The following is a 17,040-nucleotide window of genomic DNA, read 5'->3' as shown; positions in this document are numbered from 1 at the left end:
TTCACCTGTCACTGACGCTAGGTTCACCATGGCTCAATACGTCTTCACCATGCATCGGCTGAGCAAAGTTGTTCCGCCGAAGCGGGAAATCCTGAAAAACATTTCACTGTCCTTCTTCCCCGGCGCCAAGATCGGCGTACTGGGCCTCAACGGCTCGGGTAAATCCACGCTGCTGAAAATCATGGCCGGCGTCGATAACGAATTCGACGGCGAAGCCCGGCCAATGCCGGACCTGAATATCGGCTACCTGCCGCAGGAACCTCAGCTGGACCCGAGCAAGACCGTTCGCGAAGTGGTCGAGGAAGCGGTCAGTGTGATCAAGGACGCCCAGGCGCGCCTCGACGAGGTCTATGCCGCCTACGCCGACCCGGATGCCGACTTCGACAAGCTGGCCGCCGAACAGGCCAAGCTCGAAGCGATCCTGCAGGCCAGCGACGGCCACAACCTGGACCGCCAGCTGGAAGTCGCCGCCGATGCGCTGCGTCTGCCGGCCTGGGACGCGAAGGTCGAGCACTTGTCCGGCGGTGAGAAGCGCCGCGTAGCCCTGTGCCGCCTGCTCCTGTCGGCTCCGGACATGCTGCTGCTCGACGAACCAACCAACCACCTGGACGCCGATTCCGTCGCCTGGCTCGAACACTTCCTGCACGACTTCCCAGGCACCGTGGTCGCGATCACGCACGACCGTTACTTCCTGGACAACGTCGCCGGCTGGATCCTGGAGCTCGACCGTGGTGCAGGCATTCCGTATGAGGGCAATTATTCGGGCTGGCTGGAAGCCAAGTCCGATCGTCTGGCCCAGGAATCCAAGCAGCAGTCGGCCCATGAAAAAGCCATGAAGGAAGAACTGGAATGGGTGCGCAAAGGCGCCAAGGCCCGCCAGTCCAAATCCAAGGCACGCCTGCAACGCTTCGAGGAAATGCAGTCCCAGGAATTCCAGAAGCGCAGCGAAACCAACGAGATCTATATCCCGGCCGGTCCGCGCCTGGGTGACAAGGTCATCGAGTTCAAGAACGTCACCAAGGGCTATGGCGATCGCGTGCTGATCGACAACCTATCGTTCTCCATGCCCAAAGGCGCCATCGTCGGTGTGATCGGTGGTAACGGTGCGGGTAAATCCACGCTGTTCCGCATGTTGATGGGCAAGGAAACCCCGGATTCGGGCAGCATCGAAATCGGTGAAACCGTGCAACTGGCCTGCGTCGACCAGAGCCGCGAAGACTTGGACGGCAGCAAGACCGTGTTCCAGCAGATCTCCGACGGCTCCGATCAGATCCGTATCGGCAACTATGAAATCCCGTCGCGCACTTATGTGGGCCGCTTCAACTTCAAGGGCGGCGACCAGCAGAAGTTCGTCAAGGACCTGTCCGGTGGTGAGCGTGGTCGCTTGCACCTGGCGCTGACCCTGAAGGAGGGCGGTAACGTCCTGCTGCTCGACGAACCGTCCAACGACCTCGACGTCGAAACCCTGCGTTCCCTGGAAGAAGCCCTGCTGGACTTCCCGGGCGCCGCCATTGTGATCTCCCACGATCGGTGGTTCCTCGACCGCGTGGCGACTCACATCCTGGCGTACGAAGACGACTCGCAAGCGGTGTTCTTCGAAGGCAACTACACCGAGTACGAAGCCGATCGCAAGAAGCGCCTTGGCGAAGCGGCTGCCCAGCCGCATCGCGTACGGCACAAGAAACTGGCCTGATTCGGTCAGTTGCATAAAAAACGGAGCCTTCGAAAGGCTCCGTTTTTTTATGGCCGCCGCAAATTCCCTGTGGGAGCGGGCTTGCTCGCGAAGGCGTCGGATCAGCAAGCATTGTGGTTGACTGACCCAGCGCTTTCGCGAGCAAGCCCGCTCCCACAAGGTATGTGGCTGTTTTTATCCCGTGGACTGCTTCGCAAAATCGAGCGAAAGAATATTCGGAAGGGTCGGATCCATCTCGTACAGCAAGGCATAGCCTGCACCGGTTATTCCAGTCAACAGACTGACATCGGGCACCCGATCGCTGTCGAGATAGGGCCCTTCGAAAAACTGCCGGGTGACTTCGCCAAGCGCCTGTTTGACTCTGCTGATGCCCTCAGGATTATCCGAGTGCCGATACAGGTCATACAGGCAGAGCAGATTGCCAAAATCGCCATGACAAAGGTTGTAGCCATCGCCAAACCCGTATTGCCAGAGATTGTTTTCGCACCGCTGTATATCGTCGAGCACTGTCTGCCGGGTCACTTCGTCCAGGGCGTCCCCCATCGACTCCATGAGCTGTCGCCTGGCGATGAGGATACCGCCGTCGCCGTGGCACCATTTGGACGCATGGTCCAGCGGCCCGAGGTTGCGCAGATCCAGCCAGAAACCATCCCGACTCAAGCGGTTTTCTCCCTCGAGCACCTGGACGGCCAGGGGCACCAGAGTCACGTCGCCGGTCACCTCATAGGCTTTGCACAATGCATGGATGACACCCGAGAGGCCGTGGGACAAGCCTGTCAAAATGACGGAGCGCTCATCACGTCGCAGAAGCTGGCCGTCTTCAATCAGGATTTGGCTCTTTATGTAGTCGACCATGCGTTGGATCGCCGGCCGCACATCCTCTTGCGCAGAGAGTGCATGGATATTGGCCAGCAGTGTCACAGCACCACAACAACCGCCCAGGAAGTCGAAATCATAGTCTTCAGGAGGCACTTCAATCAGTTGGGTCAGCAGGCCAGCAATTTTCTCATCATGCCTGGCGTCCCCAGTGATCTGGCGACGATTGATGAGCAGATAGAGGTAAGCCCCCAGTCCGTGATACGCGCTGACAGTCAAATCGGTTTTGAAAAAGCCGAAGCGTTGTTCCAGTGAGTCCAGGACCTGATCCATGCGTGACAGAAAGTGTGGTTTGCCGCTCACCTTGAACAGGCTCAGATAAAACAGGCCAATCCCGGCGATACCGGAGTACAGCCCGTGATCCATTGGCGACGGATATTTTCTCTGAGTCGTGGGGTGTGTATGGAAAGACAGCCAGTTTACATCCTCTACTGCGCCCACTATTGCGAGTTCCTCGAGGCGGGTGCTGATCCTCAGGATCGCGTCGAGGGGCTCCTTTTCAAGGTTCGCCAGGGGCTGCTCGATACGCGATGGAAGATTTCCATTCGGTTCTGGGAACAAACAGATTTCGAGCAAGGTGCGTTGCAAGGCCCAGTCTTTGCGAGACAGGTTGGCTATTTTCTGTAGGCAGCTTTCTAGCGGGGGCTCCACGGCTGCCATCGGTATTGTTTCACCCTGTGCGCTCGTAAAATAGTTGGCGTTCAGCGGCATGGTAAAGCACGGAATGCTGGACCTTTGCAGGTCGGCTATTTCATAGCGGGGAATGCCCTTTTCCCGATAGGGGGCTTTCAAATCTTTCCACAAGGTCGCGAGCAGAAGTTCTCTGTCGAGCATGTTTTGCATGAAGCGTGGGTGGCGGATCAGCCCGATGAAATCAGCGTAGCGCTGAGAGTTTTTCAGCAACACCCGGGTCGACAGTTCGCCTGCGGCTTGTTCAAGCCTTTGCATGATCGCGTGCCGATGAACCATGAGTCTGCCATAGGCATATTCAAAGCCTTGGAGAAGCTCTGCTTTATAAGCTTCGGGCCCCTTGCGCTCACCCTGCAAAAGAGGCAGGTGTTTTTGCATCAGGTGGTGTTCGAATTCAACTTTACGCAGATGGTAAAAGCCACTGTCGAAAATCAGGGAATTGCGGGTCGAGATGAATAGAGCTTGCCGGGTCAGACCGCTTTGGTCGTTTCTGGACTGTTGTGAAAAGGGTACGAAGCCGCTGGAACATATCGACCGCTGGACCAATTTAAAGCTATTGGACAGTGCGCAGCCAGCGGGGAGGTCAGTGAGCAGGTCGCTGGTGGAAGCCGTGAACAAACACTCGAGGTCAATCATTACCGGACTGTTGCCGCACGCGATAATGTTTTCGTAGTGAAAGTCGATCCCATTCAACGCATGGATGATGGCTATTTGTGCCCCCATTTTTTCATAGAACAGTCCAACCTCCGCTTCGCTGTCACAAGGCAGGTTGTCGATTTTCTCTACCCAGCTATGTCGCTCGCGGCTGAGGATCCTTGGGGTGTGGATGGAAAAACAATCCGCACCTGTCCACTCATGCAATTGTCCAAGAAGACGATAGAAAAAAATCGCCTCCCGGTTTGCTCTTGGCTTGTAGACCAATGAAGTCGTGCTGATTTTGACTTGGCAAACCGTTTCGCCGCGACCATGGGGGTCACCCAGGCCAAGCTCGATAGCCTCGATTTTCCGGGATGGGATCGAAAATTCCCGCTCCAGCGCTTCCGCATCGTCGGCGAAGTTGTGAATGACTGCATAAAGGTAATGGAGGGTGTCTTCCAGCAGGTCAAACAGCAGTGTCGCCAGCACCGGATAGGATTCGAAGCATTTCAGCAGCGGCAATGTGCGCAGATGTTCATTGAATCCGTTCAGGTCAATGTCATCACCGTTCGCAATCCGTGTATTCAAATAATGGACCAGGCTTTGTTCTGCCGTGCGTCCAACCCGGGCCAGGACATAGCGTTCAAGGCTTGCAAACAAAGCGGGTTCATCAATGTGCGTTGACGCATTCAAATAGCGCTCATCGGCCTTGAAGGTGTCGACGAAATAAAGAAAAAAACGATAGCTGAACCAATAAAAATTATCCGTGCCGCCTGAGCTTTCTTTTTCAATGCTAATGCTATCGAGACGAGCAAGCTTATCCTTGAGGGTGTTCAAGGCGGTTTCGCCATCGGCGGGCAAGCACTGCTGGTTGATAGGCTCCTTGATATAAGAGACCAGTTGTTCCCTGTTCAACCCAAAGTGATTCAGCAAGGTTTGGTCGTCAGCATGCAGACGGGTCAGGTTGTTTTCAAAAAGGGCGATGTCGCCTTCGGAAGAACCTCTGTGCTTCCCTCGCTGATCCAACTTCAAAGCGTTAACAAGCATGCCGTAGCTCCTGGCATGGATAGAGCAGGCGATGCCTGCTCTATGTTTATAAGTTTTGCCTGTGTGATGATTGGTTAACTGGGGTTAACACATGATTGTCGAGCATTCGAGGTTGGTGCACGTTCCAAAAGTATTGCATTCCATCGTGGTTGCCAGCATTCCCCCAATATTGTTGGCGGGCGCTTGGTAAGCGTCGAATTCGAGATGGAAGTCGCCGGACATGTTCAGGATTTTTTCGCTCATGGTATTTCCTCATCAATTATTAAACATCACGTACAGTAATCTGCGGTCAATCGGAGCCGATCAGTGCGCCCGAACTGTAGGATGTGAAATGAAGTTTTTTATGAATGGGATTAGGGATGTTAAAAGTCGTGTTGCATGGACGACTTTGAAAGGGTGGGATTTAGCACAAAAGAGCGGTGCACCCTATGGTGCCGCACTCGACAATGGTCAGCGCTGCTGACTCAATGCCAAGACTGTTAACTTGTCGGTAGGACATGAAGTCACCGTCGAAGTCACCTGACATTGCCAGTATTTGTTCGCTCATTATGTTTCTCCTCTTTTGTTGTTATGCACCTGTTGGGGTGCGGGAAAAACAGTAGCATGCTCCTGATTTGACACCAACTTGTCGTTATGACCTTATGTTGCGGTTACATGTTGCTACAGGCATGTAACCTACTGTCATCACCTTCTAGTGATAGAGCTTTTAGAACGCCGATCCTGTTGGTGATGAGAGTGGTTTGCAATGTTTTATCGGTGCACTTAATGACAGTCGCTTAATCAAGCTCTATCGCAATGATTTCAATGGCGAGATTCCCCACCGGTCGCTCCCAGATCACCTCATCCCCGACCTTCGCTCCCAGTAATGCTCGCCCCAGCGGCGAGCCCCAGTTGATCAGTCCGCTGGCCGCATCGGCCTGGTCTTCACCGACCAGTTGCACCCGCTGTTCATGATCATGCTCGTCGACGAAGGTCACCCAATGTCCGATCCGCACCTGATCCATTGATGTCGGTACAACGACCTGCGCACTCTGCAAACGCTGGTTGAAGTAGCGCAGGTCGCGTTCAATGTCGGCGATGCGTTGTTTGTCTGCTTGATCGCCTTTGGCCGCGTGTTGGCCATGTAGCGCTTGTAACTGGGCGACGCGGGCCTGCAACTGGGCAAGTCCCGAAGGGGTCACGTAGTTGGGTTGCGCACTGACCTGGCGTTCGACCGGCTGGTCGGCCTGGGCTGCGGCGTTGTCTTCGTTGACGAAAGCGCGACTCATGGTGTTCTCCTCTATTGGAGTTTGGGCCATGGTCGCAGGGTTTTGGTTTCGATGAATGTCTGTACGCGACTCACTGCGAGCGATAAGCCCGGGCGGCGTCTTGGTCTTTCTGTTGCTGCCAGGCCCGTTCACGTTCGTCCCAATGGCGTTCGCGATAGGCATTACGCTCTTCGCTCTCGCGCATGGCCTGGCACTGACGGAAACCATCGCTCCAGCCTTCGGCGTAGCGCGGGTCCTTGAGGTAGCGCGGTACGTCTTTCCTGAACTGGCCGGTGATCACACCCGCCGCTTGCCGGCCACTGCTGCAACCATCGTCGTAGCCGTCGGCGAACGCAGGTGGATAACCCCGGGCGATCAAGTCTTCGTGGGTGGTTTCACAGCCACCGAGCAACATCAACATACCCAGGACCACTGCCACACGCTTCATTCCGCTTTTCCGCCGATTCCCGCTCATACAAGAAGTCTAGGAGTGAATTCGTCAGAAAGGCGTGAAAGGCCGGTGATTAATCCGTTCGTTGCACGCGCCGTTGTCAGTAGTGGTACCACTTCACCTCAAGCATCACCTCGTTCTCCGGCGAGGCCAACTGGCTGAATTCACGCTGGGCACTCAGGCGCAGGCCGAGGTTGCGGGATAATTCCCACTGCTGATTCAGGCTCAGACTACGGCGCACTTCGCCGTTGACGAAATAATCGCCCTTGGCTTCCAGGCTCAGGTTGCCCAGCGGATTTTTCCACAGCATACCGCTGTTGAAGCCGGCGGCCGGGGCGATGAATTGGGCGAAGTCATTGTTGTGCTCGACTCGCACCGTGCCCAGGGCAAAGCCCAGCACATCTTCACCCAGCGCCCAGGTGCCGCCCGCGCCGCCGTTGACGTGGCTGACCAGGGTTTCATCGTCGTGTTTGCCCGGTACCCGCTCCAGGCCGCCGGTGACCTGCCAGGACAGTGGTTGCAGCAACTCATTGCGCGGCGTCAGCGAGCGAATGGTTGCCAGGTCGAGTTGCTGCACCTGCCAATCATTGCCTTCGTACTGGCGCAGTTTCAATTGCAGGATCTCGATCTGCGCGCCCAAGGGGAAACTCTCGGCGTTGTCATTGAGGTCGTGGTAGGCCATGCGCAAGCCATATTCGCCGAACGCCCGGTCGCCCCGCGTGCCGAGGCCGGCCTGCCAGGTGCGTGATTCATGACCGTCCTCGGGCAGGCCCGGTTGCGGGATTTCGAGTTCTGGCGCGGGGTTCTGGTTGATCGCCCGTAACAGTTCGAAGCTGCGCTGGGCGCGTTGCGGATCGCGTTCCTGGCCATTGGCGCGATAGCGTTCCAGGCGATAGGCCGCATCGATGATCAGCGCCTGGCGTTCGCGCGCCAGCGCTTTGAATCCAGGCGTTTGCAGTTGTTGCTGGTCGGCGCTGACTTTCAGTACCCATTGCTGCTCATCGTCGCTGAGCGGCTCGGCGCGGCTGAGCAGTTCCCGTTCCCGGGACGGTCGATACTGGATGCTTTCCACCAACCCGGCTTCTTTCACTGCCTTGACGGTGTCGGTGGGAATCGCCGTCAGTGGGAATTGTTCGGTCAGGCGCAGGCTGGGACGGGCCACTTGCAGCAGCTCGAGCAGGCGATAAGAGCAGTTTTCGTCGAAGAAGAAATAGTCGAACTGGATCTGCTTGAGTTCCCAGACGTGCTCGACCATGCGCTCGGTTTCCGCCTGGCTCAGGTTCAGGCGGTATTCCCACAGGTCGCGGTTCTCCAGGCTACGGTACTCGGAGAGCTTTTCTTGGTATGGCACCAGGGCGAACAGGCCGGGATAGCCCCCCATCAGGCCTTTCCAGGCGTAAAGGATGCTGTTGTCCGAACCTTCGATGTAGGCGCCGAAATTGATCGCATAGCTGAGCAGGGCGGTCTTGTCGCTTTGCACGTCGGCCTGGTCGATGCGCAGCAGGGTATGGCCGAACATCGAGGACGGGCTGTTCAGGTAGGCGGCGGGAAAGATCATCACCGCGCTGTGGGGCGACACGTCCTTGAACCACTGGTTGAATTCGCTGCAATCGACGGTCGGCAGGTCGGTCAGGTTGAGCTGCGCCTTGAGCCAGCGCGTTCGCGCCGGGTACACGCACTGGGCATGCTGCTGGCCGGCGCTGGCAGGGCCATAGAGGGCTCGCAGCGTGGCGGTCAGTTCTCGGTCAGGATGTTGATTGCCGTCGGGGGCGAGGAAGAATTTTTTGTCGCTGATATAGCTGCGCCAGCCACCCAGTTTGGCGGTTTCGTAGTGGCCCAGGGAAATCCAGAAGCGGTCATTGGCCAGTTGCTGCAAACGTTGAGGATCGACATGAGGCGCGGCGGACAGCGGGGCGCACACACAGAGCGCCAGCCAGGCAAGGCGTTTGAGCATAGTCGGCTACTTGGAAAGTCGAAAAAAAAAGACCGAAGGGGCCCCAAAAAGAAAACCCGCTCCCCGAGAGGAGCGAGTGCTGTCGAGCTTAAGCTTGAGTGGCGTACTTGGCCAGGCGAGGATCGTTTTTCAACACGGCCAGGGTATTGGTATGCACATCTTCGGCGGTCACGTCAGCCTTGCTGAAGATCTGCTGGAAGTGCTCGTGGGTGACGGCGGAGAAGTGCGCGCGGTCTTCCGGGGCTACGCCCAGTACCACGGCGTAGGTGGTCAGCGCTTCGCCCTGACCCTTGGCCATGTCCTCGGACAGCTCGTTCATCATGCCATTCATGGCCAGCCAGGACTTGCCACCGTAGGTCAGTGCCGCGTTGGTCGAGCAACCGTTGGTGCCGGATGTCATGCCGAAGGTAGCGTTACCGGAAGTGCCGTTGGTGGTGGATGCCAGGAAGTGAGCCGGGGTGCCACGCTGACCTTCGAACAGCATGTTGCCCCAGCCGCAATCCGGGCCGCCCGGCGCCTGAGCCATGGCGTTGATGGATACAGCGGTGAAGAGAGTACCGAGAAGAATCCGTTTCATAGCTATGTTCTCTTTATGTGCATACCGATGGACAGGGTCTGGCACCTCGTTCCTGTTGGGCTAGGCGCCAGTGGGCCGGTTATTGTTCCAGCCGCGCAATTTGGAGTTTAGGCACGATCCCAGGGTTCCGTGACATTTTGCAAAAACATTACGGGGGATCGCTTCTCTCCGGGCCCGCCCGAGGTTTTCCCGTTGACTATGCTTTGGGCAGAGACGCTCCTTGCCAGTCAGGTACAGGCGGCGCCAGAATGCCGCTATCTGCCCCGCCTGATGTAAGGAAGCCCGATGCCTGATCCTGTTGCTGCCAGCTTGCGTCTAGCGCCCGAAGCGCTGACCCGTCCGTTTTCCGCTGAACAGTTCAGCTTCTCTACCACCAATGATCTGGAGCCCTTCCGCGGTGTGCTTGGCCAGGAACGTGCGGTCGAAGCCTTGCAGTTCGGCGTGGCCATGCCGCGCCCCGGTTACAACGTATTCGTCATGGGCGAGCCCGGCACTGGCCGGTTCTCGTTCGTCAAACGCTATCTCAAGGCCGAAGGCAAGCGCCTGCAGACCCCGGCGGACTGGGTCTACGTCAACAACTTCGATGAGCCCCGCGAACCCCGTGCCCTGGAACTGCCATCGGGCACGGCCGGGGCTTTCATCGCCGACATCAACGGCCTGATCGACAACCTGCTGGCGACTTTCCCGGCGGTGTTCGAACACCCGTCCTACCAGCAGAAAAAAAGCGCCATCGACCGCGCCTTCAACCAGCGCTACGACCGTGCCCTGGATGTGATCGAGCGCCTGGCGCTGGAGAAGGATGTCGCGCTGTATCGTGACAGCAGCAACATCGCTTTCACGCCGATGAGTGAAGGCAAGGCCCTGGACGAGGCGGAATTCGCCCAGTTGCCGGAAGCCGAGCGCGAGCGTTTCCATGAGGACATCTCGGGCCTGGAAGAGCGCTTGAACGAAGAGCTCGCCAGCCTGCCGCAGTGGAAGCGCGAGTCCAGTAATCAACTGCGCCAGCTCAACGAAGAAACCATCACTCTGGCCCTGCAACCGTTGCTGGCACCGTTGTCGGAGAAGTACGCCGAGAACGCTGCGGTCTGCGGTTATTTGCAGGCCATGCAGGTCTATCTGCTCAAGACCGTGGTCGAGCAATTGGTGGACGACAGCAAGACCGACGCCATCGCCCGCAAGCTGCTGGAGGAGCAATACGCCCCGAGCCTGGTGGTGGGGCATCCGTCCAGCGGTGGCGCGCCGGTGGTGTTCGAGCCGCACCCGACCTACGACAACCTGTTCGGCCGGATTGAATACAGCACCGACCAGGGCGCGCTCTACACCACCTATCGGCAGCTGCGTCCGGGTGCCTTGCACCGGGCCAATGGCGGTTTCCTGATTCTCGAAGCGGAAAAAATGCTCGGCGAGCCGTTCGTATGGGATGCGCTCAAGCGCGCCCTGCAATCGCGCAAGCTGAAGATGGAATCGCCGCTGGGCGAGCTGGGACGGCTGGCGACGGTCACCCTTACACCGCAACACATCCCGTTGCAGGTCAAGGTCGTGATCATCGGCGCCCGTCAGCTGTATTACGCCTTGCAGGACCTGGATCCGGACTTCCAGGAAATGTTTCGCGTGCTGGTGGATTTCGACGAAGACATCCCGATGGGCGACGAGAGCCTGGAGCAGTTCGCCCAGTTGCTCAAGACCCGCACTTCGGAAGAGGGCATGGCACCGCTGACCGCCGACGCGGTGGCGCGCCTGGCGACCTACAGCGCGCGGCTGGCCGAACACCAGGGGCGCTTGTCGGCGCGTATCGGCGATCTGTTCCAACTGGTCAGCGAGGCGGATTTCATTCGCCAACTGGCCGGTGACGAGATGACCGACGCCGGCCACATCGAGCGGGCCCTCAAGGCCAAGGCTACCCGTACCGGGCGCGTCTCGGCACGGATCCTCGACGATATGCTGGCCGGGATCATCCTGATCGACACCGACGGCGCGGCGGTGGGCAAGTGCAACGGGCTGACGGTGCTTGAGGTCGGCGACTCGGCGTTTGGTGTGCCGGCGCGAATTTCCGCCACGGTGTACCCGGGCGGCAGCGGCATCGTCGATATCGAACGGGAGGTCAACCTCGGCCAGCCGATCCACTCCAAGGGCGTGATGATCCTCACCGGCTACCTGGGTAGCCGTTATGCCCAGGAGTTCCCGTTGGCGATCTCGGCCAGCATCGCCCTTGAGCAATCCTACGGTTACGTGGACGGCGACAGTGCGTCCCTGGGCGAGGCTTGCACGCTGATCTCGGCTCTGTCGAAAACGCCGTTGAAGCAGTGCTTCGCCATCACCGGCTCGATCAACCAGTTCGGTGAAGTGCAGGCGGTGGGCGGGGTCAACGAGAAGATCGAAGGCTTCTTCCGCCTCTGCGAAGCCCGTGGGCTGACCGGTGAGCAGGGGGCGATCATTCCCCAGGCCAACGTCGCCACCCTGATGCTCGACGAGAAAGTCCTGGCTGCCGTGCGCGCCGGTCAATTCCATGTTTATGCAGTGCGTCAGGCCGATGAAGCCCTGAGCCTGCTGGTGGGTGAGCCTGCCGGCGAGCCGGATGAAAACGGCGAGTTCCCGGAGGGCAGCGTCAACGCCCGGGTGGTGGAACGGCTGCGGGTGATCGCGGAGATGATCAGCGAAGACGACATCAAGGAAGCGGAAAAGGAACTGGCGCAGCAAGCCTTGGCGGAGGCCAAGCCGGCTTGATGTTTTCCTGACCGCCGCAAGCCCCTGTGGGAGAACAGCCTGTGGGAGCAAAGCTTGCTCGCGATAACGTTTGTCCAGTCAACAGAAATGTTGCATATGACAACCCCATCGCGAGCAAGCTTTGCTCCCTCAGGCTTGCTCTCACAATCAATGTTTTGTGGATTATTACTGAAAGGTGCCACCACTTTGGCGTCAATATTCACACTGTGACCGCTCGGCGCATTCTGGTCTCGAAACCCCTTGTAGTCGGAACTTTTCTTCTATCCTCTGCTCAAGGATAACGAGAGTCATCATCGGATCGAAACAGCCTCTTCCCGAGACTGAATACCGGATCTACCGAGGGGCGCCGCCATGTCGCGCAACCTTTGCCTCACTCGTCAATGCCTGGGCCTTGTCACCCGTATCGAATGCGCCATCCGTCCCCTGGCGGGAGATACCGGGATGTGGACCTTGCTCTTCGCCGCCGGAATGGCCGGTGAACAACCTTCCGCCATCAAGGCCCAGGGGCCATTCCCCGGCCCGACTGCCGCCGAATCCATCCTCGATACCATTGTGCAGAGCCTGACATTGCACGGCTATGAGCTGGCCGACGACCCGCAGATCTGGTCCCTGCACATGCAAGCCCAACTGCGTGAAATCAATGGAGGCCGTTGTCGCAACGTGGGTGGCTTCGAGTTTCGCCCGCTGCACTGAAGGCCAACACCGCGCGGACACTGGCAGTAAAGTTTTGACACAAGGGCAGGGACCACGGAGGGCCCCGGCATTTGTGGGGCCAGTCGTGGCTGATATACTCGCCGCGATTTTTCAGCCCTGGTGTGAGACTCAATGGAACGCTTTATCGAAAACGCAATGTATGCCTCCCGTTGGCTGCTGGCGCCAATCTATTTCGGGCTGTCCCTGGGCTTGCTGGCCCTGGCGCTGAAATTCTTCCAGGAAGTCTTTCACGTCATCCCCAACGTGTTCTCCATGGCCGAGTCCGACCTGATCCTGGTGCTGCTGTCGCTGATCGACATGGCGCTGGTGGGCGGCCTGCTGGTGATGGTGATGATTTCCGGCTACGAGAACTTCGTCTCGCAACTGGACATCGGTGACGACAAGGAAAAACTCAACTGGCTCGGCACCATGGACTCTTCATCGCTGAAGATGAAGGTTGCTGCCTCGATCGTGGCCATTTCCTCCATCCACCTGTTGCGCATTTTCATGGATGCCAAGAACGTCGATCCCGAACACTTGATGTGGTACGTGATCATCCACATGACCTTCGTGGTCTCGGCATTTGCCATGGGTTACCTGGATAAACTGACCAAGCACTGAGGTCGTTTTATCGCCCAGGCGCGACGCCCGCCTGCTGAGAAGCAGGTGGGCGTTGTCGTTTCTGGCGGCGGCCCTTGATGCGGGGCTCGTCACCCGCCCCGGCATCTGTGCTAGTCTGCTCGCCCTTTTGGTTCCGGGCGCTCCTGGAGGCGCTGTGGTACACACGGCAACTCTGGAGCCGTCCGCACAGCGGAGCAGCATCATGTCCGAAGTTAACCTGTCCACCGACGAAACCCGCGTCAGCTACGGCATTGGCCGCCAGTTGGGCGACCAACTGCGCGACAACCCGCCACCGGGCGTGAGCCTGGACGCGATCCTGGCCGGCCTGACCGACGCGTTCGCCGGCAAGCCAAGCCGCGTGGGCCAGGAAGAGATGTCCGCCAGCTTCAAGGTCATTCGTGAAATCATGCAGGCCGAAGCCGCTGCCAAGGCTGAAGCCGCTGCTGGCGAAGGCCGTGCATTCCTGGCCGAAAACGCCAAGCGTGAAGGCATCACCACCCTGGCTTCCGGCCTGCAATTCGAAGTGCTGACTCAGGGTGAAGGCGCCAAGCCGACCCGTGAAGACCAGGTGCGTACCCATTACCACGGCACCCTGATCGACGGCACCGTGTTCGACAGCTCCTATGATCGTGGCCAGCCAGCCGAATTCCCGGTAGGCGGCGTGATCCCAGGCTGGACCGAAGCACTGCAACTGATGAATGCCGGCAGCAAATGGCGCCTGTACGTGCCGAGCGAACTGGCTTACGGCGCTCAAGGCGTTGGCAGCATTCCGCCGCACAGCGTACTGGTGTTTGACGTCGAGCTGTTGGACGTTCTGTAAGACCCTGCCTGGTTTAGCGTCGGGCAAATAGGTGGGAGCGGGCTCGCTCGCGAATGCGGACTGTCAGTCGACATTATCGTTAACTGACACACCGCTTTCGCGAGCAAGCCCGCTCCCACATGACTTTTGCGTTCATCCGTGGAACCTGCCGCTGAAATCACCCGTCGGGCGCAACGCTCGGGCATAGCAGAACAGGAACAGATTACGCACCAGTTCCTTGAGCACCAGCGGCTCGCTGGAATTGAGGCTGTTGAGGTCCAGATCCCCCTGGTCCTGCAGTTCATTCAGGGCTTCTTCTTCAAGCACTGCACAGACTTCCCCGGTTTCCCGATGCAGGATCCTGAGGTAGGGATGTGGGCGGTCCAGCCAGGCATCGATCAAATAAGTCATGGTTCTCATCTCCTTGATGGGGTTCGATGAGAATAATTCTTATTCGCTAAATAGCAAGCCTCTATTGGTGTTCCGATTGTTTTTCTGATGATGGGTTGTGGCCGCTCAAGACGGCTGGCACCTGGCCGGCGCCCGAGAAATGGGGCTGGAGCGGGGAGGGTGGGGCACCATCCCGCACACGGGGTGCGGGATGGAATACAGCAAGATCAGACTTTTCTGACGAACTCGGATTTGAGTTTCATCGGGCCGATGCCGTCGATCTTGCAGTCGATGTCGTGGTCGCCATCGCACAGGCGGATGTTCTTGACCTTGGTGCCGACCTTGACTACCAGCGAAGTGCCCTTGACCTTGAGGTCCTTGATCACGGTGATGGTGTCGCCGTCCTGCAGGACATTGCCGACCGAATCTTTCTTCACGGTGTCGTCGGATACCGCTTCAGCTTCGCCGCTGGCGGACCATTCGTGGGCACACTCCGGGCAGACCAGTTGGGTACCGTCTTCGTAGGTGTATTCGGAATTGCATTTCGGGCAGGGAGGCAACGTGCTCACTAAGGTTCCTTGGGTATCAGGAGGACAAAAGGGCGCACATTATATAGGGAATTGTGGCGAAAGAGGGACGGTGCTGCGTTCGGAGATCCTGTGGCGAGGGAATTTGTGGGAGCAAGGCTTGCCCGCGATGGCGACGATGCGGTCCTTCAGAAACCGAGTCGCCGGTTTCGCGGGCAAGCCTTGCTCCCACACAAGCCTTGCTCCCACAAAAAAATCCCTTGTGTATCAGTGGGTACGGGCGACCGCGAACTCGCTCAGTTCCACCAGGGCATCGCGGTATTCGCTGGCCGGCAGGGCGTCGAGGCATTTGATCGCGCGGGCGACGTAGTCCCGGGCCAATTTCGCGGTGTAGTCCAGCGAGCCAGACGCTTCGACCGCGGCACGGATGCTCTCCAGGTCTTCGATCCCGCCTTTCTGGATTGCCTGGCGGACCAGGGCCGCCTGTTCTGGCGTGCCTTCACGCATGGTGTAGATCAGTGGCAGGGTCGGCTTGCCTTCGGCCAGATCGTCACCGACGTTCTTGCCCAGGGTTTCGGCGTCGCCTTTGTAGTCCAGCAGGTCGTCCACCAATTGGAAAGCCACGCCCAGGTGATCGCCAAAGGTGCGCAGCGCCTCGCTCTGCTCGGCGCTGGCGCCGGCCAGGGCCGCGGCGCTGTGGGTCGAGGCTTCGAAGAGCATGGCGGTCTTGCCGCGGATGACTTCCATGTAGGTTTCTTCCGTGGTGCTGGCGTCACGCACCTTGGACAGTTGCAGCACCTCGCCTTCGGCGATGATGCGCGTGGCCTGGGACAGGATCTTCATCACCGGCATCGAGCCCAGTTCGACCATCATTTCGAACGAGCGCGAATACAGGAAGTCGCCCACCAGCACGCTCGGGGCATTGCCCCACATGGCGTTGGCGGTCGAACGGCCACGGCGCATGCCGGACATGTCGACCACATCGTCGTGCAGCAGGGTCGCGGTGTGCAGGAATTCGATGGTGGCGGCCAACAGGCGCATGTCATCGCCTTCGCGACCCAGGGCCTTGCCACACAGCAGCACCAACAAAGGACGCAGGCGCTTGCCACCGGCTGAGGTGATGTAGTCGCCGATTTTCGATACCAGAGGCACTCGGGAAGTCAGCTGCTTCTTGATGATGCCGTCGACGGCGCTAAAATCGTCCGCCACCGCGCGGTAGAAAGCTTGGGGTTGCATCAGCGACAGGTGCTCCAGAAGGGTTGCGCGGCATGCTAGGACCCACGTCCGCAGGTGTCAAGGCGCGATGGACGGCTACTTGCAAGGCTGTCTTGGCTTGCGTACAATCGCGCACCCTGAACTTCCTGGGCAGCACCTGCCTTACGCAATTGCATCCGGGCCTTCCAGCCCATGCAGCCATGCCAGCCAATACCTCTTCTTATAAAGCGCTGGGTGAGCAGGATTATCGGAGAAATACCATGTCGTACGCAGTAATTGTTACTGGTGGCAAGCAATACAAGGTCGCCCCAGGTGAATACCTGAAGATCGAAAAACTGGAAATCGCTACCGGCGAATCCGTGACTTTTGATCGCGTTCTGTTGGTCGCCAATGGCGATGACGTGAATATCGGCGCTCCAGTCGTTGCTGGCGCTACCGTTGTGGCTGAAGTGATCTCCCAAGGTCGTCACGATAAAGTCCGCATCATCAAGTTCCGTCGCCGTAAGCACCACATGAAGCGTATGGGCCACCGCCAGTGGTACACCGAGATCAAAATCACCGGTATTCAGGCTTAATTTCAGCCTAATTCCTCACTAGGAGAATTGAACTCATGGCACACAAAAAAGCTGGTGGTAGTACCCGTAACGGTCGCGACTCAGAAGCCAAACGCCTTGGCGTGAAGATGTATGGCGGCCAGGCTATCAAAGCAGGCAACATCATCGTGCGTCAGCGCGGCACCCAATTCCACGCTGGTTACGGCGTTGGCATGGGCAAGGATCACACCCTCTTCGCTAAAGTCGAAGGCGTGATCAAGTTTGAAGTAAAAGGCGCCTTCGGTCGTCGTTACGTAAGCGTTATCGCAGCTTAATTGCGAGACCGCTGGAAAAGCCCTGTCTTGCG

At 58.3% G+C, this 17,040-nt stretch carries 16 protein-coding genes; 7 read left to right on the top strand and 9 right to left on the bottom strand.

Annotation, left to right across the window (positions count from 1 at the left end):
* Positions 1-28 precede the first annotated feature (28 nt).
* A complete protein-coding gene (ettA, locus tag DTP52_RS28855) occupies positions 29-1,693 on the top strand; it encodes an energy-dependent translational throttle protein EttA (protein ID WP_018601028.1) in 1,665 nt (554 codons plus the stop codon).
* Between the two features lie 174 nt (positions 1,694-1,867).
* Here the strand turns inward: ettA and lanM are convergent, their stop codons facing one another.
* From lanM to DTP52_RS28825, 6 genes are all read right to left on the bottom strand, one after another.
* Positions 1,868-4,942, bottom strand: a complete 3,075-nt coding sequence (gene lanM / locus DTP52_RS28845) for a type 2 lanthipeptide synthetase LanM (RefSeq protein ID WP_109756395.1) — start codon at positions 4,940-4,942, stop codon at positions 1,868-1,870.
* An 84-nt stretch (positions 4,943-5,026) separates the two neighbouring features.
* Complete coding sequence (locus DTP52_RS31250; RefSeq protein WP_162893868.1) at positions 5,027-5,185, bottom strand: hypothetical protein; 159 nt, start codon at positions 5,183-5,185, stop codon at positions 5,027-5,029.
* Positions 5,186-5,718: 533 nt separating this feature from the next.
* Positions 5,719-6,210: a GreA/GreB family elongation factor gene (locus DTP52_RS28840; protein WP_109756394.1), complete on the bottom strand. Its 492-nt coding sequence runs from the start codon at positions 6,208-6,210 to the stop codon at positions 5,719-5,721.
* A gap of 70 nt (positions 6,211-6,280) precedes the next feature.
* On the bottom strand, positions 6,281-6,637 hold the full coding sequence (locus DTP52_RS28835; RefSeq protein WP_109756393.1) for a hypothetical protein: 357 nt from the start codon (positions 6,635-6,637) through the stop codon (positions 6,281-6,283).
* 103 nt (positions 6,638-6,740) lie between these two features.
* Complete coding sequence (locus tag DTP52_RS28830) at positions 6,741-8,594, bottom strand: DUF4105 domain-containing protein (protein ID WP_109756392.1); 1,854 nt, start codon at positions 8,592-8,594, stop codon at positions 6,741-6,743.
* Between the two features lie 88 nt (positions 8,595-8,682).
* Entirely contained in the window at positions 8,683-9,171 is a 489-nt protein-coding gene (locus tag DTP52_RS28825) for a DUF3015 domain-containing protein (RefSeq protein WP_030140293.1), read from the bottom strand.
* Positions 9,172-9,456: 285 nt separating this feature from the next.
* Between DTP52_RS28825 and DTP52_RS28820 the strand changes: the two genes are divergently transcribed.
* The 4 genes from DTP52_RS28820 to DTP52_RS28805 all read left to right on the top strand — a co-directional run bounded on the left by DTP52_RS28820 (position 9,457) and on the right by DTP52_RS28805 (position 14,029).
* The gene (locus DTP52_RS28820) at positions 9,457-11,895 is read left to right on the top strand and encodes a Lon protease family protein (protein ID WP_109756391.1); all 2,439 of its coding nucleotides are present in this window, start codon (positions 9,457-9,459) and stop codon (positions 11,893-11,895) included.
* 351 nt (positions 11,896-12,246) lie between these two features.
* Positions 12,247-12,588: a hypothetical protein gene (locus DTP52_RS28815; RefSeq protein WP_013694243.1), complete on the top strand. Its 342-nt coding sequence runs from the start codon at positions 12,247-12,249 to the stop codon at positions 12,586-12,588.
* Between the two features lie 132 nt (positions 12,589-12,720).
* The gene (locus tag DTP52_RS28810) at positions 12,721-13,209 is read left to right on the top strand and encodes a TIGR00645 family protein (protein ID WP_003205748.1); all 489 of its coding nucleotides are present in this window, start codon (positions 12,721-12,723) and stop codon (positions 13,207-13,209) included.
* Positions 13,210-13,411: 202 nt separating this feature from the next.
* Entirely contained in the window at positions 13,412-14,029 is a 618-nt protein-coding gene (locus DTP52_RS28805) for an FKBP-type peptidyl-prolyl cis-trans isomerase (RefSeq protein WP_042731943.1), read from the top strand.
* A 132-nt stretch (positions 14,030-14,161) separates the two neighbouring features.
* Here the strand turns inward: DTP52_RS28805 and DTP52_RS28795 are convergent, their stop codons facing one another.
* The 3 genes from DTP52_RS28795 to DTP52_RS28780 form a co-directional block, all read right to left on the bottom strand.
* Positions 14,162-14,419 (bottom strand): hypothetical protein, encoded by a 258-nt coding sequence (locus tag DTP52_RS28795; protein ID WP_003205743.1) that lies wholly within the window; start codon positions 14,417-14,419, stop codon positions 14,162-14,164.
* Positions 14,420-14,625: 206 nt separating this feature from the next.
* Positions 14,626-14,967, bottom strand: a complete 342-nt coding sequence (locus tag DTP52_RS28790) for a zinc ribbon domain-containing protein YjdM (RefSeq protein ID WP_109756390.1) — start codon at positions 14,965-14,967, stop codon at positions 14,626-14,628.
* 225 nt (positions 14,968-15,192) lie between these two features.
* Positions 15,193-16,161, bottom strand: coding sequence for a polyprenyl synthetase family protein (locus tag DTP52_RS28780; RefSeq protein WP_109756389.1), 969 nt, complete (start codon positions 16,159-16,161; stop codon positions 15,193-15,195).
* A 239-nt stretch (positions 16,162-16,400) separates the two neighbouring features.
* Between DTP52_RS28780 and rplU the strand changes: the two genes are divergently transcribed.
* A complete protein-coding gene (gene rplU, locus DTP52_RS28775) occupies positions 16,401-16,715 on the top strand; it encodes a 50S ribosomal protein L21 (protein ID WP_003176051.1) in 315 nt (104 codons plus the stop codon).
* Between the two features lie 35 nt (positions 16,716-16,750).
* Positions 16,751-17,008: a 50S ribosomal protein L27 gene (gene rpmA, locus DTP52_RS28770; RefSeq protein WP_003205738.1), complete on the top strand. Its 258-nt coding sequence runs from the start codon at positions 16,751-16,753 to the stop codon at positions 17,006-17,008.
* Positions 17,009-17,040 lie beyond the last annotated feature (32 nt).

Origin of the sequence: Pseudomonas sp. 43mfcvi1.1, from assembly GCF_900115935.1 — a bacterium.
In the GTDB taxonomy this organism is placed as follows: domain Bacteria; phylum Pseudomonadota; class Gammaproteobacteria; order Pseudomonadales; family Pseudomonadaceae; genus Aquipseudomonas; species Aquipseudomonas bijieensis.
The sequence above is the reverse complement of the archived record's forward strand: the minus strand, read 5'-3'. Positions and strand labels throughout refer to the sequence as shown.

Coding starts and splice junctions, on each gene's coding strand:
- ettA (WP_018601028.1), top strand. CDS start 29: ATGGCTCAATACGTCTTCACCATGCATCGGCTGAGCAAAGTTGTTCCG.
- lanM (WP_109756395.1), bottom strand. CDS start 4,942: ATGCTTGTTAACGCTTTGAAGTTGGATCAGCGAGGGAAGCACAGAGGT.
- DTP52_RS31250 (WP_162893868.1), bottom strand. CDS start 5,185: ATGAGCGAAAAAATCCTGAACATGTCCGGCGACTTCCATCTCGAATTC.
- DTP52_RS28840 (WP_109756394.1), bottom strand. CDS start 6,210: ATGAGTCGCGCTTTCGTCAACGAAGACAACGCCGCAGCCCAGGCCGAC.
- DTP52_RS28835 (WP_109756393.1), bottom strand. CDS start 6,637: ATGAAGCGTGTGGCAGTGGTCCTGGGTATGTTGATGTTGCTCGGTGGC.
- DTP52_RS28830 (WP_109756392.1), bottom strand. CDS start 8,594: ATGCTCAAACGCCTTGCCTGGCTGGCGCTCTGTGTGTGCGCCCCGCTG.
- DTP52_RS28825 (WP_030140293.1), bottom strand. CDS start 9,171: ATGAAACGGATTCTTCTCGGTACTCTCTTCACCGCTGTATCCATCAAC.
- DTP52_RS28820 (WP_109756391.1), top strand. CDS start 9,457: ATGCCTGATCCTGTTGCTGCCAGCTTGCGTCTAGCGCCCGAAGCGCTG.
- DTP52_RS28815 (WP_013694243.1), top strand. CDS start 12,247: ATGTCGCGCAACCTTTGCCTCACTCGTCAATGCCTGGGCCTTGTCACC.
- DTP52_RS28810 (WP_003205748.1), top strand. CDS start 12,721: ATGGAACGCTTTATCGAAAACGCAATGTATGCCTCCCGTTGGCTGCTG.
- DTP52_RS28805 (WP_042731943.1), top strand. CDS start 13,412: ATGTCCGAAGTTAACCTGTCCACCGACGAAACCCGCGTCAGCTACGGC.
- DTP52_RS28795 (WP_003205743.1), bottom strand. CDS start 14,419: ATGACTTATTTGATCGATGCCTGGCTGGACCGCCCACATCCCTACCTC.
- DTP52_RS28780 (WP_109756389.1), bottom strand. CDS start 16,161: ATGCAACCCCAAGCTTTCTACCGCGCGGTGGCGGACGATTTTAGCGCC.
- rplU (WP_003176051.1), top strand. CDS start 16,401: ATGTCGTACGCAGTAATTGTTACTGGTGGCAAGCAATACAAGGTCGCC.
- rpmA (WP_003205738.1), top strand. CDS start 16,751: ATGGCACACAAAAAAGCTGGTGGTAGTACCCGTAACGGTCGCGACTCA.